The sequence below is a fragment of the Mesorhizobium sp. M8A.F.Ca.ET.021.01.1.1 genome (assembly GCF_003998025.1).
Classification (GTDB): Bacteria; Pseudomonadota; Alphaproteobacteria; order Rhizobiales; family Rhizobiaceae; genus Mesorhizobium.
Map to the genome: position 1 here is coordinate 1 of NZ_RZSJ01000095.1, position 14,158 is coordinate 14,158.

Genomic DNA, 14,158 nt, shown 5'->3' on the forward strand with positions numbered 1-14,158 from the left:
GGTCCGGCCTGCTGGTTCGCAACCTGCGCAACGGCTACTGCCAGTATCGCGATCATCGCGGCCGGATCTACACGGCCCGCTGCAACTAATTCAGCGATCGAAGCATTTCCAGGCGCTGTTCGGCGATTCCATGAAACGCTGAACCGCTCTGATGGAATACAGATCCGGGGGCCATGTCCGGCCTCCGGATTTTCTTAGCGTTCGACGCTGGCGACCGGCAGGATTTTAGCCGACCAACGGAATTCTGATTTCCACCTTCAGGCCGTCAGCCTGGAAATCGCGCTTGATCGTGCCGCGCAATTCGCGCGTGACGTTGAGGTCGATCAGTTTGGTGCCGAATCCGGTTACGGCCGGCGCCTCGATCCTGTTTTTCCCGACTTCCCGCCAGTTCAGCGCCAGCATCCGCTCGCGCCCACGCCCTTCCAGCGACCAGTTCACTTTCAGCGCCCAATCTCCCTTGGAGGAATTGGCGGAATTGCCGGCTTCACCATATTTCAGCGCATTGGTGGCGAGTTCGTGAAAGGTCAGGCCAAGCGCCTGCGTCGTGGTTTCGTCGAGCAGCACCTCCGGGCCTGACAGGAGACCCTCCGGCAGTTCCTTGCCGAACACCTGGCCGAGCTCGATTCGCAGCAGATCGGCAAGGTCGGCTTTCTGCCAGCGCGAGCGCGTCAGCATATCCTGCGAGGCGGCCATCGCCTGCAGCCTGGCCGAGAAGGAAGCGGAGAACTCATTGACGTCGGTGGCCCGCGACGCCGTCTGCCGCGCGATCGCCAGCACCCTGGTGATCGAGTTCTTGATGCGATGCTTCATCTCCTGCAGCATCAGGTCCTTTTCGAGCAGGCTCTTTTCCGTTGTCTCATGCAAGGCCGATACGGCGTCATAGGCCCGCTCCTGGTAGCGCGCCACCAGCGCGATGGCACCGGCCAGGAGCAGGCCGAACAGTCCCAGCATGACGGGGATGGCGCGCGACGAGGGTTGCGAGAAGGCGCTGGTCGGCCTGAACAAAACGGTCCAAGGGCGCCCCGCCACGGTCATCTTGCGGGTGACCAGCAGCCGGTCTCCCAGGGATGAAACCGGTGGCGTCTCCGAGCGGAACAACAGATTGTCGCCGTTCACCGCTCCGTCGTAAATCTCTGTGTTGACCGGCAGCAGCGGCGCACGGCTCAGCGCGATCTGGAACAGGTCCCGGGCCCGGAAGGCGGCATAGAGAAAGCCGGCGGTCGAGGATCGCGATGCGTTGATGACCTCCGGCGCCGTTTCTACATTGAGCCGCACGAAGACCAGGAACCCGGTGAAGGTCTGCGCGACGCCCGTGCCCTGGCCGAGCTGCACCAGCCCGCTTGCATGCTGCTGGTCGTCGGCCATCGCCTTTTCGATCGCCACGCGCCGCACCGGCTCGCTGAACATGTCATAGCCGATGCTGGCCTGGTTGGACGGATCCAGCGGCTCGAAAAGGGCTATCGGCGTGCGCCAGGGCTGCGTCGTATCCGGATAGACCGGATGGCTGGCGCCGAAATCGTGGAGGATGTCGCGCTCCACTGCGGCTTCGTCGCCCGTCTTGACCAGCCGCAGGAAGCCGATGCCGCGCAGGCCGGCAAAATTGCTGTCGATATCCAGCGCCTTGAAGAAGGCCTTGAACTCGCTCTGGGAAATATCGCCGTTGCGCGCATCGAACAGGGCCTGTGTCGAGCGCAACAGCGACAGATGCAGGTCGATGCGGCTCTCGATCCGGTTGAGGGCGTCATCGGCCGCCCCTTCGAACTTAATGCGGGCGGCCTCCTGCGTCGCGAAATAAGCGAACCCCGCCATGGTCATGCTGATCAATGCAACGGCTATGAACGCGACGATTGGAAAAAGCTTCTTCAACGGATGATGCGGTCCATGAGCAAAACAGGACCTTTATGGGCAACTCGCCGGGTCAACACAATGGTCAGGCCAAGCCATCGTGATCACTGGCATATCACGTGAACGGCAACGGGGCGTGCCCGAGCGGCCTGGCCGGCCTGCGGCCGGCCTCAGGCGGCGATCCTCAGCGCCCCCGGCCCCGGTATGGCACCTGGAGGACATTTGCCCAGGATGATCATGCCCAGCACTTCGTCCTGGGTGACGTCCGTGGTGCGTGCCGTGCCGACCACCTGGCCGTTCTTCATCACGCAAACCCGGTCGGCGAGCTCGAACACGTCGTGGATGTCGTGGCTGATCAGGAAAATGCCGATGCCGTCGGACTTGAGCTGCCTGACCAGTTCGCCGACCTGTGCCGTTTCCTGGGGGCCGAGTGCCGCCGTCGGCTCGTCCATGATCAGGATGCGGGCGTTGAACAGGATGGCGCGTGCGATCGCCACCGACTGCCGCTGTCCGCCTGACAGTTTGATCACCGGCTCCTTGAAGCGCTGGAAGCGGGGATTGAGCCGCCCCATCACCTTGCGCGCCTCGGCCTCCATGGCGACGTCGTCGAGCGTGCCCCAGGCGGTCATCAGCTCGCGGCCGAGGAACAGATTGGCGGCGGCATCGACATTGTCGGCCAGCGCCAGCGTCTGGTAGATCGTCTCGATGCCGTATTTCTTGGCGTCGCGCGGGTTGGAGATCGCTGCCTCCTCGCCATTGACGAAGATCTGGCCGGCATCGCGCTTGTAGGCACCGGACAGGATCTTGATCAGCGTCGACTTGCCGGCGCCGTTGTGGCCGAGCAGCGCTACGACCTCGCCCGGGAAAAGGTCGATCGACGCGTCGTCGACGGCACGGATGCCGCCGAAGGCGATCGAGATGTTGCGCATGTCGACCAGCGGCGTGCCCATGGGGGCGGTTGCGGGGGCAGTTGCGGGAGCGGTTTTGTCAGCCATGATCGTATCCCTAAACCCGCTTGCGATAGACGGTATCGAGCCACACCGCGATGACCAGCACGGCGCCGACGACGATGCTCTGCAGCGGCGAGTCGACGCCGAGCAGCACCATGCCCGACTGCAGCGACTGCATCAGCAATGCGCCGAGCATGGCGCCGATGATCGTTCCCGAGCCGCCGGCAAGCGACGTGCCGCCGATGACGGCCGCGGCAATGACGAGCAGCTCGTCCAATGTGCCAAGCACATTGGTGGAGGAGTTCTGCCGGGCCGACGAAATGGCGGCTGCGATCGTGGCCAGCACGCCCATGATCATGAACACCTTCATGGTGATCCAGCGCGTGTTGATGCCGGCGAGATTGGCCGCTTCCGGATTGCCGCCTATGGCAAAGACATAACGGCCGAAACGGGTTCGGTTGGTGATGAAGGTCATGACCAGGCCGACGGCGACCGCCATCAGCACCGGTATCGCGATGCCGTGGGCGATGAACAGGCCGCCCTCGGGTACGGTGATGTTGTTGGCGGCCGCGTAGCGGTTCACGATGCCGATCGGCCATGGATAGGAGTTGGCCAGCCAGACCGCGCCCATGATGACGGCGCAGGTGACGGCGCCGAGCAGCGTCTCGGCCCAGACCGGCCGCAACGGGAAGCGGAAGCGCTTGCGCTGCACGCGCCCGTTGAACAGCGCGAACACGACGGCCAGGCAGGCGACGATGCCCACGACCCAGCTCCAGGTGGCGCCGATCGATCCGGCCGGGCCGCCACCCATCAGCTGGAAGGTGGCGTCGAGCGGTGCCACCGTCTGGCCTGACGTGACCCACCAGGCGGCGCCGCGCCAGACCAGCAGGCCGCCCAGCGTGACGATGAAGGCCGGCACTTCGAGATAGGCAATGACGAAGCCCTGGAAGGCGCCGATCAAAAGGCCGAGCGCCAGGCCGATGACCAGAGCCAGGACCCAGATCCATGGGTTGCCGAGTTCAAGCCCCACGAACCGAACCAGGAAATGCACCTGCGCAAAACCCATGACCATGCCGATCAGGCCCTCGGCGGAACCGACGGACAGGTCGATGTTGCGCATGACGATGACCAGCACCATGCCACAGGCCATGATGGCGACCGCGGACGTCTGCACCGACAGGTTCCACAGATTGCGCGGCGTGAGAAACGTGCGGCTGTCGAAATCGAGCGGATTGACGCCGAGACGCAGGCTCGAAATCACATGCAGCGCGACCCAGATCAGCAGCAGGGCGCCGATCATGCCGAGCATGCGGGTGTCGATCTCGGTCGCCTTCAGGAACCGGGCGACCGCGCCGAGTTCCGAGGCGCGCGCGGTGTCGGCCTGCGGGTTGGACGTCGTATCGGTCATGATTTCCTCCAACCGGCTGGCCGTCTACGCGGATGCCGAAGCCAGCCTAGAAGCTATCCGCGTGATGCGGAAACACAAATCCTTTTGAGAAAACGCCGCGGCTTTGGGCCGCGGCGCCTTCATTTCTTCAAGCGGTCAAACTCAGTTGCAGGCCGCAACGCTGCCGGCGGCGACGCCCGCGCAGACTTCGTCCTTCTTGATCCAGCCGGCGTCGATGACGAGGTTGAGATTATCCTTGGTGATGGCGACCGGGGTCAGGAACAGCGACTTGACGGTGTTGCCGCCAGGCGTCGTGAAGTCCTTCACGCCGGCGATGTCGGTCATCTTCTTGCCGTCGGCGAGCTGCGAGGCGATCTCGGCGGCGTTCTTGCCGAGTTCACGCGCGTCCTTCCACACCGACACGGTCTGGGTGCCGAGCGCGATGCGGTTGAGCGCGGCATGGTCGCCGTCCTGGCCAGAGACCGGCACGGTGCCGGCGAGCCCCTGCGCCGTCAGCGCCGCGACGACGCCGCCGGCGGTGCCGTCATTGGCCGCGACCACCGCGTCGACCTTGTTGTCATTGGCGGTGAGGAACTGCTCCATGTTCTTCTGGGCGTTGGCGGGCAGCCAGCCGTCCGTATAGGCCTCGCCGACATTCTTGATCTTGCCCGAGTCGATGGCTTCCTTCAGCACTTCCATCGAGCCCGAGAACAGGAAGTCGGCATTCGGGTCGGCACCCGAGCCCTTGATGAAGACGTAGTTGCCTTCAGGCTTCACCTTGAACACTTCGCGGGCCTGCATGCGGCCGACTTCCTTGTTGTCGAAGGTCAGGTAGAAGACGTCCTTGTTTTCGATCAGGCGGTCATAGCCGACGACCGGAATGCCCTCGTCGAGCGCTTTCTGCACCGCCGGACCGATGGCCGAGGCATCCTGCGCCAGGATGATCAGCGAATTGGCGCCCTGCGAAATCAGGCTCTCGACATCGGTCAGCTGCTTGCCGGGATTGGACTGCGCATCGGCGGAAATGTACTTGTCGCCCGCGGCCTCGATCGCCTTCTTCATGGCGGCCTCGTCGGTCTTCCAGCGCTCTTCCTGGAAGTTGGACCAGGAAACGCCGATGACCTTGTCCTTCGCCTGCGCGACCGACACCAGTGTCAGCGACATGGCGACCCCCGCCAGGATGGCGGCTGTGAATCTCTTCATGATATCCTCCCTGCGCCGCGTATGGCGCGACCAAACTGGCCCGAAGGCCGGCACAAAGGCTCTATTTTTTCGAGCCTCGAAAAAACACTGGTCCATCGCCAGAACACTGTCAACATCGATTCTGATGGATTTTGAGGTGCCGGAAATTTTTTTTCGAGCCTCGCAATAAATAAATGACAGCACCGGCCGCTTCTGCCAGTGTTTGACGCTGTTGCCGGAGGTATTCGAGGGGGATCAAGAACCGCCGCAACCGGGAGGGAAAGCATGTCGGTGGGAATCCGCCACGACGATCTGCGCCGGCGCAATCGCGCAATGGTGATTGCAGCCGTGCGCCGGGATGGTCAGCCCTCGCGCACCGAGATCGCCGCCACCACTGGCCTCAGCCACTCGACCATATCGGCGATATCCGCCGACCTGATCGGCGAAGGTATCCTGACCGAAGGCAAGCCGAACGAGGCCGGCTCACTCAAACGCGGCCGGCCGCAGGTTGGCCTCGGCCTCAACCCCGAGGCCGCGGCTGTGATGACCGTGGTGCTGTCGCTGAATTTCCTATCCGTCGCCGTCATCGATTATGCCGGCCAGGTGGTCGCCGAGGAGCAGCGCCGGCTGGACACGCTGACCATGTCGCGCGAGGCGCTGATCGGCGAATGCACGGCAATAGTGCGCCGCCGCATCGAGGACCCCGATCTCGATATCCGCAGTGTTGCCCGCATCGCGCTGGCGATCCAGGGCATCACCGACACCAAGGCGCGTGCCATGCTGTGGTCGCCGATCACGCCGCAGACGGACATTGCCTTCGCCGACATACTCGAAGCCGAATTCGGCATCCCCGCCACCATGGAGAACGACTGCAACATGATGGCGGTGGCGTTGCGCTGGCGCGACCCTCAACGCTACCGCGACGACTTCATCGCCATCCTGCTCTCGCACGGCATCGGCATGGGCCTGGTGCTCAAGGGCGAACTGTTCACCGGCACCCATTCATCGGGCGGCGAATTCGGCCACATGATCCATCGCCCGGGCGGCGCGCTTTGCCGTTGCGGGCGGCGCGGCTGCGTCGAGGCCTATGCCGGCAACTATGCCATCTGGCGTAATGCCAGGCAGCTTGGCGAGGACGCCGAACCGGTCGCCGATGTCAGCGACGCGCAGATGCGGACACTCGCCGCGACGGCAAGGGAGAAAGACGGACCGGAGCGCGAAGCCTATCGCAAGGCGGGCGAGGCGCTGGGCTATGGGCTGGGCAGCCTGTTCGCGTTGATCGACCCGGCGCCGGTCGCCATGGTCGGTGTCAGTGCCGCCGCCTTCGATCTGATCGAGCCGGCCTTGCGCGAGGCCATCGCCCAGACCGCCGGCGGCCAGCATTCGGAATCGATTTCCTTCGACACCGAGCCGAACGAACTGCCGCTCATTCGCGAAGGCTGCGCCATGCGCGCCTTGACCTTCGTCGACCAGGAGATTTTCGCGCCGGGCGTGCAGGCGAGAGGCAGTGCTGGGAAGAGCGTGGCCTGAGCGAACGCTCCGGTGAATCACCACCAATGCTGGAGGTTGGCCGAGCGCCCTCAAGGTCGTCATCCCTGGGCGGAGCAGCCGCGAAGCGGCGTCGCGGAGACCCTGGGATCCATGCCGTGACCTCGATCGTAGAGTGCAACGGTGCAGAATTCTGCACTGCGGCGACGCGTCGAGGTCCCGGCATCGATCCTCGGGTCTGCGCCGCGTCGCTTCGCTCCTTGCTCCGCTCGTGGATGACGAAGTCAGGGGCGTAGCCGCCCTCGACCTAGTCTTCCCTGATCGCGTAGCCCGCGCCGCGAATGGTGCGGATGACGTCGGGCATGCGGCCATTGTTGACCGCCTTGCGCAGCCGGCCGACATGCACGTCCACCGTGCGCTCGTCGATATAGATCGTCTCGCCCCAGACATTGTCGAGCAACTGGCTGCGCGAGAACACCCGGCCGGGATGGCGCATCATGAATTCGAGCAGCCGGAACTCGGTCGGTCCGAGCCGGATTTCGCTCTTCTTGCGATAGACCCGGTGCGATTCACGGTCGAGCACGATGTCGCCGACCTTGAGCACGCTGGACAGCACTTCCGGCTTGGCGCGACGCAGCAGCGCCTTGACCCGGGCCATGAATTCCGGCGTCGAGAACGGCTTGACCAGATAGTCGTCGGCGCCGGTCGAAAGGCCACGCACGCGGTCGCTCTCCTCACCGCGCGCCGTCAGCATGATGATCGGCAACCTCTCGGTCTCGGGCCGCATTCGCAGGCGCCGACAGAGTTCGATGCCGGAAACAGCCGGCACCATCCAGTCGAGCACCAGGAGGTCGGGCACATTCTCCTGGAGGCGGATCTCGGCTTCGTCGCCGCGCGGCACCACCTCGACCTGGTAGCCTTCCGATTCCAGATTGTAGCGGAGGAGCACGCCGAGCGGCTCCTCGTCCTCCACCACCATGATGCGTGGCGCGATCATTGGCAGATCATCCTATCGTCAAGCCGCCGGCGCCGACATCGCCGTCTCGTCCTGCTTCGGACGATTGGCGGGCAGTTGCGTTCCGGTCAGCACATAATACGCATTCTCGGCGATGTTGGTCACATGGTCGCCGATGCGCTCGAGATTCTTGGCGCAGAACAAGAGATGCGTGCAAGCCGTGATGTTGCGCGGATCCTCCATCATGTAGGTCAGCAGTTCGCGGAACACCGAGGTGTATTTGACGTCGATGCGTTCGTCGTCATTCCTGAGCTTGGCGAGGGCGGCGGCATCGCCGGCCGCATATTCCTCGACCACGCCCTGCACCTGGATCAGCACCAGCTGCGCCATGGAATCGATCGAGTGCGACAGGTCGCGCGGCGTGGCGGTGAGGCCGACGGAACCGACACGCTTGGCGATGTTCTTGGCAAGGTCGCCGATGCGCTCGAGGTCGCCCGCCATGCGGATCGAGCCGACGACATGACGCAGATCGTCGGCCATCGGCTGGCGCTTGGCGATCAGGGTGATGGCGCGGTCGTCGAGTTCGCGCTGGCGCGCATCCATGATGGCGTCGTCGGAGACGACGCGCTGTGCCAGCGCGTTGTCGGAATTCAGCAGAGCCTTGGTGGCGCCGCCGACCATCGTGCCGGCGAGATCGCCCATGTCGCTGATCAGCCTGCTGATCTGTCCGAGATCCTCATCGAAGGCTGCGACTGTGTGTTCGGCCATGATCCTCGTCCTCGTATGCGTGATATCAGCCGAAGCGGCCGGTGATGTAGTCCTGCGTGCGCTTCTCACGAGGCGACGTGAAGATCTTCTCGGTCTTGTCGAATTCGACCAGTTCGCCCAGATACATGAACGCCGTCTGGCGCGACACGCGCGCCGCCTGCTGCATGTTGTGGGTGACGATGACGATCGTGTAGTCGGCCTGCAGCTCGTCGATCAGTTCCTCGATCTTGGCGGTCGACAGCGGGTCGAGCGCCGAGGCTGGTTCGTCGAGCAGGATGACTTCCGGCTTCACCGCCACGGTGCGGGCGATGCAAAGACGCTGCTGCTGGCCGCCCGACAGGCTGAGGCCGCTGGCGTTGAGCTTGTCCTTGACCTCGGTCCACAACGCCGCGCGCTTCAGCGCCTGTTCGACACGGCCGTCCATCTCGGACTTGCTGATCTTCTCGTAGAGCCGGACGCCGAAAGCGATGTTCTCGTAGATCGACATCGGGAACGGCGTCGGCTTCTGGAACACCATGCCGATCTTGGTGCGCAGGAGGTTGAGATCCTGCGAGCGGTCGAGGATGTTCTGGCCGTCGAGCAGCACCTGGCCGTCGGCGCTCTGCTTCGGGTAGAGCTCGTAGATGCGGTTGAAGACGCGCAGCAGCGTCGACTTCCCGCAGCCCGACGGGCCGATGAAGGCGGTGACGCTGCGCTCGGGCAGCGACAGGCTGATATCCTTCAACGCCTTCGACTGGCCGTAGTAGAAGTTGAGATTCTTGACCTCGATCTTGGCCTTATCCACGGCCACTTCGGGCGTGTTCAACTCGGTGGACAACATCGGTTTCATCTGTCCTCTCTGCGTCCGGTAAGGCTGCGGGCGAAAATGCTCAGGCCGAGAACCGTCAGGGTGATTATGAGTGCGCCGGTCCATGCCAGTTGCTGCCATTCCTCATAGGGGCTGAGAGCGAACTGGAAGATGGTGACAGGCAGGCTGGCCATCGGCGCGTTGAGATTGCTCGACCAGAACTGGTTGTTGAGCGCGGTGAAGAGCAGCGGCGCCGTCTCGCCGGAGATGCGGGCGATGGCGAGCAATATGCCGGTGACGATGCCGGAGAGCGCGGCGCGGTAAGCGACAGATTTGATGACCACCCAGCGCGGCGCGCCGATCGCGGTGCCGGCTTCACGCAGCGCGTTCGGCACCAGGTTGAGCATGTCCTCGGTGGTGCGCACCACGACCGGAATGACCAGGATGGCCAGCGCAACGGCGCCGGCAATGGCGGAGAAATGTCCCATCGGCCGCACCATCAACTCGTAGACGAACAGGCCGATGATGATCGATGGCGCCGACAACAGGATATCGTTGATGAAGCGCACGATGGTGGTGAGCTTGGAGAAGCGGCCGTATTCGGCCATGTAGGTACCGGCGAGCACGCCGATCGGCGTGCCGACGATCACGGCGATGATCGTCATCACCACGCTGCCGTAGATGGCATTGAGCAGGCCGCCGGCGTCGCCGGGCGGAGGCGTCATTTCGGTGAACACGGCCAGCGAGACGCCGGACAGGCCCTTGTAGAGCAGCGCGCCGAGGATAAGCGCCAGCCAGGCGAGGCCAATGCCGGCGGCGACGACGCACAGCGTCATCATCACGCCATTCCTGCGCTTGCGGCTTTGGTGAAGCGATGCGGCTGTGGACATCGGTCAGGCTCCCGTACGGGCGTCGATGCGCATCAGCATGTAGCGTGCGATGGCAAGGATGAGGAAGGTGATGACGAACAGGATCAGGCCGAGCGCCACCAGCGAGGAGGTGTAGAGATCGCCAACGGCTTCGGTGAATTCGTTGGCGATGGTCGCCGAGATCGTCGTGGCGGGCGCGAACAGCGAAGTCGAGATGCGGTGCGCGTTGCCGATGACGAAAGTGACGGCCATCGTTTCGCCGAGCGCACGGCCAAGGGCGAGCATGACGCCGCCCATGATACCGATCCGGGTATAGGGAATGACCACGCGCCGCGTCACTTCCCAGGTCGTGCAACCGATGCCGTAGGCCGACTCTTTCAGCACCGACGGCACCGTGTCGAACACGTCCTTGGTGATCGAGGTGATGAAAGGCAGGATCATGATGGCGAGGATCATCGCCGAGGTGAGCAGGCCGATACCATAGGGCGGGCCGGCAAACAGATTGTTGAGCCCGGGAACACCATGGAACAGCCAGATGATAAAGGGTTGCACCGTCGTCTGCAGGAACGGTGCCAGCACGAACAGGCCCCAGATGCCGTAGATGATCGAGGGGATGCCGGCGAGCAGTTCGACCGCCATGCCAATCGGGCGCCGCAATGCGCGCGGGCAAAGTTCGGTGAGAAAGATCGCGATGCCAATGCCGAGCGGCACGGCAATCAGGATGGCGATGGCGGATGTGATGATGGTGCCGTAGATGGGCGCCAGCGCACCGAATTTCTCGGTCACCGGGTTCCAGCTTTCCGTGGTCAGAAAGGAGAAGCCGAAGGTCGAGAGCGCTTGCCAGGAACCGGCAAACAACGAGATGACGACGCCGCCAAGCAGGACCAGAACCAGGATCGCGGCGGCACGGGTCGCCGCATGGAAGATCGTGTCCGTCAGCGCGAAACGTCTGACGATGGCATCGCGCGAGCCCTTGATGGCTGGCAAGGCTTCCTGGACAGCACTCATGTCAAGCTCGGCTCTTTGTGTTGAGAAAAAGGAGCGCCGCGTAAAGCGGCGCTCCTTCGGGTGATGTTACTCGCCAGCGTAGACCGGCTTGCCGCCGGCCTGGATGTCGGCCTTCCACGAAGCCTTGATCAGGTCGACGACGCTGTCGGGGATCGACACGTAGTCGAGCGCCTTGGCGGTTTCCTTGCCGTCCTTGTAGGCCCAGGCAAAGAACTTCAGCGCTTCGCCGGTGGCGGCGGCATCGTCCGGAGCCTTGTGGATCAGCACCCAGGTCGAGGCGGCGATCGGCCAGGTGGCGTCGCCGGGCTCGTTGGTGATGATGACGTTGAAGTTCTTGGCAGTCTTGAAGTCGGCATTCGAAGCGGCGGCGCCGAAGGATTCGAGCGACGGCTCGACGACCTTGCCGGCTGCATTCAGCATCTTGGAGTAGGACAGCTTGTTCTGCTTGGCATAGGCATATTCGACGTAGCCGATGCCGCCGTCGGTCTGCTTGACGGTGTTGGCAACGCCTTCGCTGCCCTTGGCGCCGACGCCGGTCGGCCATTCGACGGCCGTGTCCGAACCAACCTTGTCCTTCCAGTCGGGCGAGAGCTTCACGAGGTAGTCGGTGAAGTTGAAGGTGGTGCCCGAGCCGTCCGAACGATGCACGACGGCGATCGCGGTCGACGGCAGGGTGAGCGAGGGGTTCAGCGCCTTGATCGCGGCGTCATCCCAGGTGGTGATGGCGCCGAGATAGATCTGGGCCAGCGTCTTGCCGTCGAGGACGAGTTCGCCCGGCTTGATGCCCGTGAGGTTGACGATCGGCACGATGCCGCCCATCACCATCGGGAACTGCACGAGGCCGTTCTTTTCCAGATCGGCGTCGGACATCGGCTTGTCGGTGGCGCCGAAGGTCACGGTCTTGGCGATGACCTGCTTGATGCCGCCGCCCGAGCCGATCGACTGATAGTTGAGGCCGATGCCGGTGTCCTTCTTGTAGGTGTCGGCCCATTTGGCGAACACCGGATAGATGAAGGTCGAGCCGGCGCCGGAAAGGTCAGCTGCCATTGCTGCGGAAAGGGTGAGGGTGGACGCCGCAGCCATTGCAATCGCAACGGCCGCCGAGCGGATGAAATGTCTCATGTGGCCTGCTCCTGTTCGGAAGATGGTCTCTCGGCGCCATTTCCTCCGGCGCCCGCTGAGGCCAATAGCCTTCGATTATAACAGTCGCATGACAGTTTCGTGTCAGCCCGGTAACGCGTCGCCCGCACCGGGAAAGGCGCTGATGCCCGGCGCTCGCGGCCCGGTCCGGGTTTACCGCCGGAATCAGGGGCTTGAGCCGACCGGCGGCTGGAATCACCCGGGATTCGACCGAGCTTTCCCACGTGAATAAAATCCGGACGGGAGCGCGTTGCTCGCAGCCAGAGCGTGTCATGGCCGGGCCATCGCCAAAAACAGGTCCGTTGGGGTAGGTGACGCTGTTTCTTGCAGGCGGTCGCTGCTCCCGCCCGTAACCGAGAAGAGCGGAATTCGATTTTGCTATTGTTCCGGCTGGAGACGGTCTTTGATATGGCGCGATCGCACCATAGTCACTGCACGCAGGGGTAGCGGCAAATCCCCTGCTGATTCCCTGCCTCGCCGGATCCTGAAATCGGGGCGACGCGGGTGCTATCCCGCGTTGCGATGGACCTGACGGCCGGCGCCGACCCAGCGGTCGACCTTCTCGAGCAAGGCCCTTGGGCTGATCGGCTTGGGCAGATAGTCGTCCATGCCCGCCTCCAGGCAGCGTTCGCGGTCGCCCTTGAGCGCATGCGCGGTGACGCCGACGATCGGCACATGCGTGCCGGTTTCCTGCTCCAGCAGGCGGATCGCGGCCGTCGCTTCGAGACCGCTCATCTCCGGCATCGAGACATCCATCAGGATCATGCACGGGTTGAGCGTGCCGAAAGCGTCGAGCGCCTTGCGGCCATTGCCGACGATCTCGAAACCATATCCGGTCTCGCCGAGGATCTGGGTGAAGACCATCTGGTTCACCTCATTGTCCTCGGCCACGAGGATATCCAGCCTGTGCCCGCCGACCGTGGCAGGCGGCCTGGGACGAACCGGTGGCGGCTGCAGCTGCGCGCGCTGCTCGGCTACCGCCAGAGACGACCGCAGGGCAACCTCGAGCACCTCGCCCGCTGGCGGCTGAACGGCGTGGCCGCTGGTGGTGTGGCGATGACGCTGGATGGTCGCGACCAGCGTCTCCAGGAGCGCCGAGGAGCGTGCCGGCTTGATCAATTGCGCGTCGATGCCAAGATCGCGGTAGCTGGTGTTGGCAAGCGACTGGTCGACCGAGGTCAGCATGATGATCGGCGTGTCCGCGAGGCCCTCGGTATTGCGCACGATGCGCGCCATTTCGGCGCCGGTCATCTCGGGCATCTGGTAGTCGAGCACCACGCAGTCGACCGCCACGCCATAAGCTGCCGCGGCGATCAGCACCTTGAGGCCTTCGGCGCCGCTTTCGGCAGCGCAGGAATCGAACGTCCAGGAGGTCATCTGCTCGGTCAGGATGGCGCGGTTGACGGCATTGTCGTCGACGATCAGCACGCGTGCGCCCGTCACGTCCACCGGCGTGATGCGCTGCCCGTTCTGCTGCCCGGCCCCGGGCAGCGTCACCGTGAACCAGAAGGTCGATCCCTTGCCCTCGGCGCTCTCGACGCCGATGTCGCCGCCCATCAGGTCGACCAGCCGCGAGGTGATGGCAAGACCAAGGCCGGTGCCTTCGTGGCGCCTCGTCGACGACGTGTCGACCTGGCTGAATTTCTCGAACACCAGTTTCAGCTTTTCCTCGGGGATGCCGATGCCGGTGTCGGTGACCGAGATCGTCAGCCTGGTTCCCGTCGGAACCCGTTCTCCGGTCACGTCGACCAGCACATGGCCTTCATCGGTGAACTTCAC

At 63.9% G+C, this 14,158-nt stretch carries 12 protein-coding genes and 1 pseudogene; 2 read left to right on the forward strand and 11 right to left on the reverse strand.

Annotated features, from left to right (window positions below; translation table 11 throughout):
- A pseudogene (locus tag EOA36_RS38185) lies at positions 1–89 on the forward strand (ATP-binding protein); the annotation flags it as partial.
- A gap of 136 nt (positions 90–225) precedes the next feature.
- Here the strand turns inward: EOA36_RS38185 and EOA36_RS10590 are convergent.
- The 4 genes from EOA36_RS10590 to xylF form a co-directional block, all read right to left on the reverse strand.
- On the reverse strand, positions 226–1,866 hold the full coding sequence (locus EOA36_RS10590) for a CHASE domain-containing protein (protein ID WP_127277538.1): 1,641 nt from the start codon (positions 1,864–1,866) through the stop codon (positions 226–228).
- A 149-nt stretch (positions 1,867–2,015) separates the two neighbouring features.
- Complete coding sequence (locus tag EOA36_RS10595) at positions 2,016–2,840, reverse strand: ATP-binding cassette domain-containing protein (protein WP_127277541.1); 825 nt, start codon at positions 2,838–2,840, stop codon at positions 2,016–2,018.
- Between the two features lie 10 nt (positions 2,841–2,850).
- The gene (locus EOA36_RS10600) at positions 2,851–4,203 is read right to left on the reverse strand and encodes a sugar ABC transporter permease (RefSeq protein WP_127277544.1); all 1,353 of its coding nucleotides are present in this window, start codon (positions 4,201–4,203) and stop codon (positions 2,851–2,853) included.
- A 141-nt stretch (positions 4,204–4,344) separates the two neighbouring features.
- On the reverse strand, positions 4,345–5,385 hold the full coding sequence (gene xylF, locus EOA36_RS10605) for a D-xylose ABC transporter substrate-binding protein (protein WP_127277547.1): 1,041 nt from the start codon (positions 5,383–5,385) through the stop codon (positions 4,345–4,347).
- A gap of 264 nt (positions 5,386–5,649) precedes the next feature.
- On the opposite strand from xylF, the gene EOA36_RS10610 reads away from it, so the two are divergent.
- Positions 5,650–6,894: an ROK family protein gene (locus tag EOA36_RS10610; RefSeq protein WP_127277549.1), complete on the forward strand. Its 1,245-nt coding sequence runs from the start codon at positions 5,650–5,652 to the stop codon at positions 6,892–6,894.
- Positions 6,895–7,159: 265 nt separating this feature from the next.
- On the opposite strand, the gene phoB is transcribed toward EOA36_RS10610, so the two are convergent.
- From phoB to EOA36_RS10645, 7 genes are all read right to left on the reverse strand, one after another.
- A complete protein-coding gene (phoB, locus tag EOA36_RS10615; protein WP_032917568.1) occupies positions 7,160–7,849 on the reverse strand; it encodes a phosphate regulon transcriptional regulator PhoB in 690 nt (229 codons plus the stop codon).
- A gap of 18 nt (positions 7,850–7,867) precedes the next feature.
- Positions 7,868–8,575, reverse strand: coding sequence for a phosphate signaling complex protein PhoU (phoU, locus tag EOA36_RS10620; RefSeq protein WP_127277552.1), 708 nt, complete (start codon positions 8,573–8,575; stop codon positions 7,868–7,870).
- A gap of 25 nt (positions 8,576–8,600) precedes the next feature.
- Complete coding sequence (gene pstB / locus EOA36_RS10625) at positions 8,601–9,404, reverse strand: phosphate ABC transporter ATP-binding protein PstB (RefSeq protein WP_127277554.1); 804 nt, start codon at positions 9,402–9,404, stop codon at positions 8,601–8,603.
- The gene (gene pstA / locus EOA36_RS10630) at positions 9,401–10,252 is read right to left on the reverse strand and encodes a phosphate ABC transporter permease PstA (RefSeq protein WP_127277556.1); all 852 of its coding nucleotides are present in this window, start codon (positions 10,250–10,252) and stop codon (positions 9,401–9,403) included. Before pstA ends, pstB begins: the two co-directional genes overlap by 4 nt.
- 3 nt (positions 10,253–10,255) lie before the next feature.
- Positions 10,256–11,239, reverse strand: a complete 984-nt coding sequence (pstC, locus tag EOA36_RS10635; protein WP_127277558.1) for a phosphate ABC transporter permease subunit PstC — start codon at positions 11,237–11,239, stop codon at positions 10,256–10,258.
- Between the two features lie 66 nt (positions 11,240–11,305).
- Positions 11,306–12,361, reverse strand: coding sequence for a phosphate ABC transporter substrate-binding protein PstS (pstS, locus tag EOA36_RS10640; RefSeq protein ID WP_127277560.1), 1,056 nt, complete (start codon positions 12,359–12,361; stop codon positions 11,306–11,308).
- Between the two features lie 525 nt (positions 12,362–12,886).
- A partial coding sequence (locus EOA36_RS10645; protein WP_127277562.1) for a response regulator occupies positions 12,887–14,158 on the reverse strand: 1,272 nt, incomplete at its 5' end.

What these genes read in the sequence shown, in the direction of transcription:
- EOA36_RS10595 (WP_127277541.1), bottom strand. Translation starts at nt 2,840, where the DNA reads ATGGCTGACAAAACCGCTCCCGCAACTGCCCCCGCAACCGCCCCCATG.
- EOA36_RS10600 (WP_127277544.1), bottom strand. Translation starts at nt 4,203, where the DNA reads ATGACCGATACGACGTCCAACCCGCAGGCCGACACCGCGCGCGCCTCG.
- xylF (WP_127277547.1), bottom strand. Translation starts at nt 5,385, where the DNA reads ATGAAGAGATTCACAGCCGCCATCCTGGCGGGGGTCGCCATGTCGCTG.
- EOA36_RS10610 (WP_127277549.1), top strand. Translation starts at nt 5,650, where the DNA reads ATGTCGGTGGGAATCCGCCACGACGATCTGCGCCGGCGCAATCGCGCA.
- phoB (WP_032917568.1), bottom strand. Translation starts at nt 7,849, where the DNA reads ATGATCGCGCCACGCATCATGGTGGTGGAGGACGAGGAGCCGCTCGGC.
- phoU (WP_127277552.1), bottom strand. Translation starts at nt 8,575, where the DNA reads ATGGCCGAACACACAGTCGCAGCCTTCGATGAGGATCTCGGACAGATC.
- pstB (WP_127277554.1), bottom strand. Translation starts at nt 9,404, where the DNA reads ATGAAACCGATGTTGTCCACCGAGTTGAACACGCCCGAAGTGGCCGTG.
- pstA (WP_127277556.1), bottom strand. Translation starts at nt 10,252, where the DNA reads ATGTCCACAGCCGCATCGCTTCACCAAAGCCGCAAGCGCAGGAATGGC.
- pstC (WP_127277558.1), bottom strand. Translation starts at nt 11,239, where the DNA reads ATGAGTGCTGTCCAGGAAGCCTTGCCAGCCATCAAGGGCTCGCGCGAT.
- pstS (WP_127277560.1), bottom strand. Translation starts at nt 12,361, where the DNA reads ATGAGACATTTCATCCGCTCGGCGGCCGTTGCGATTGCAATGGCTGCG.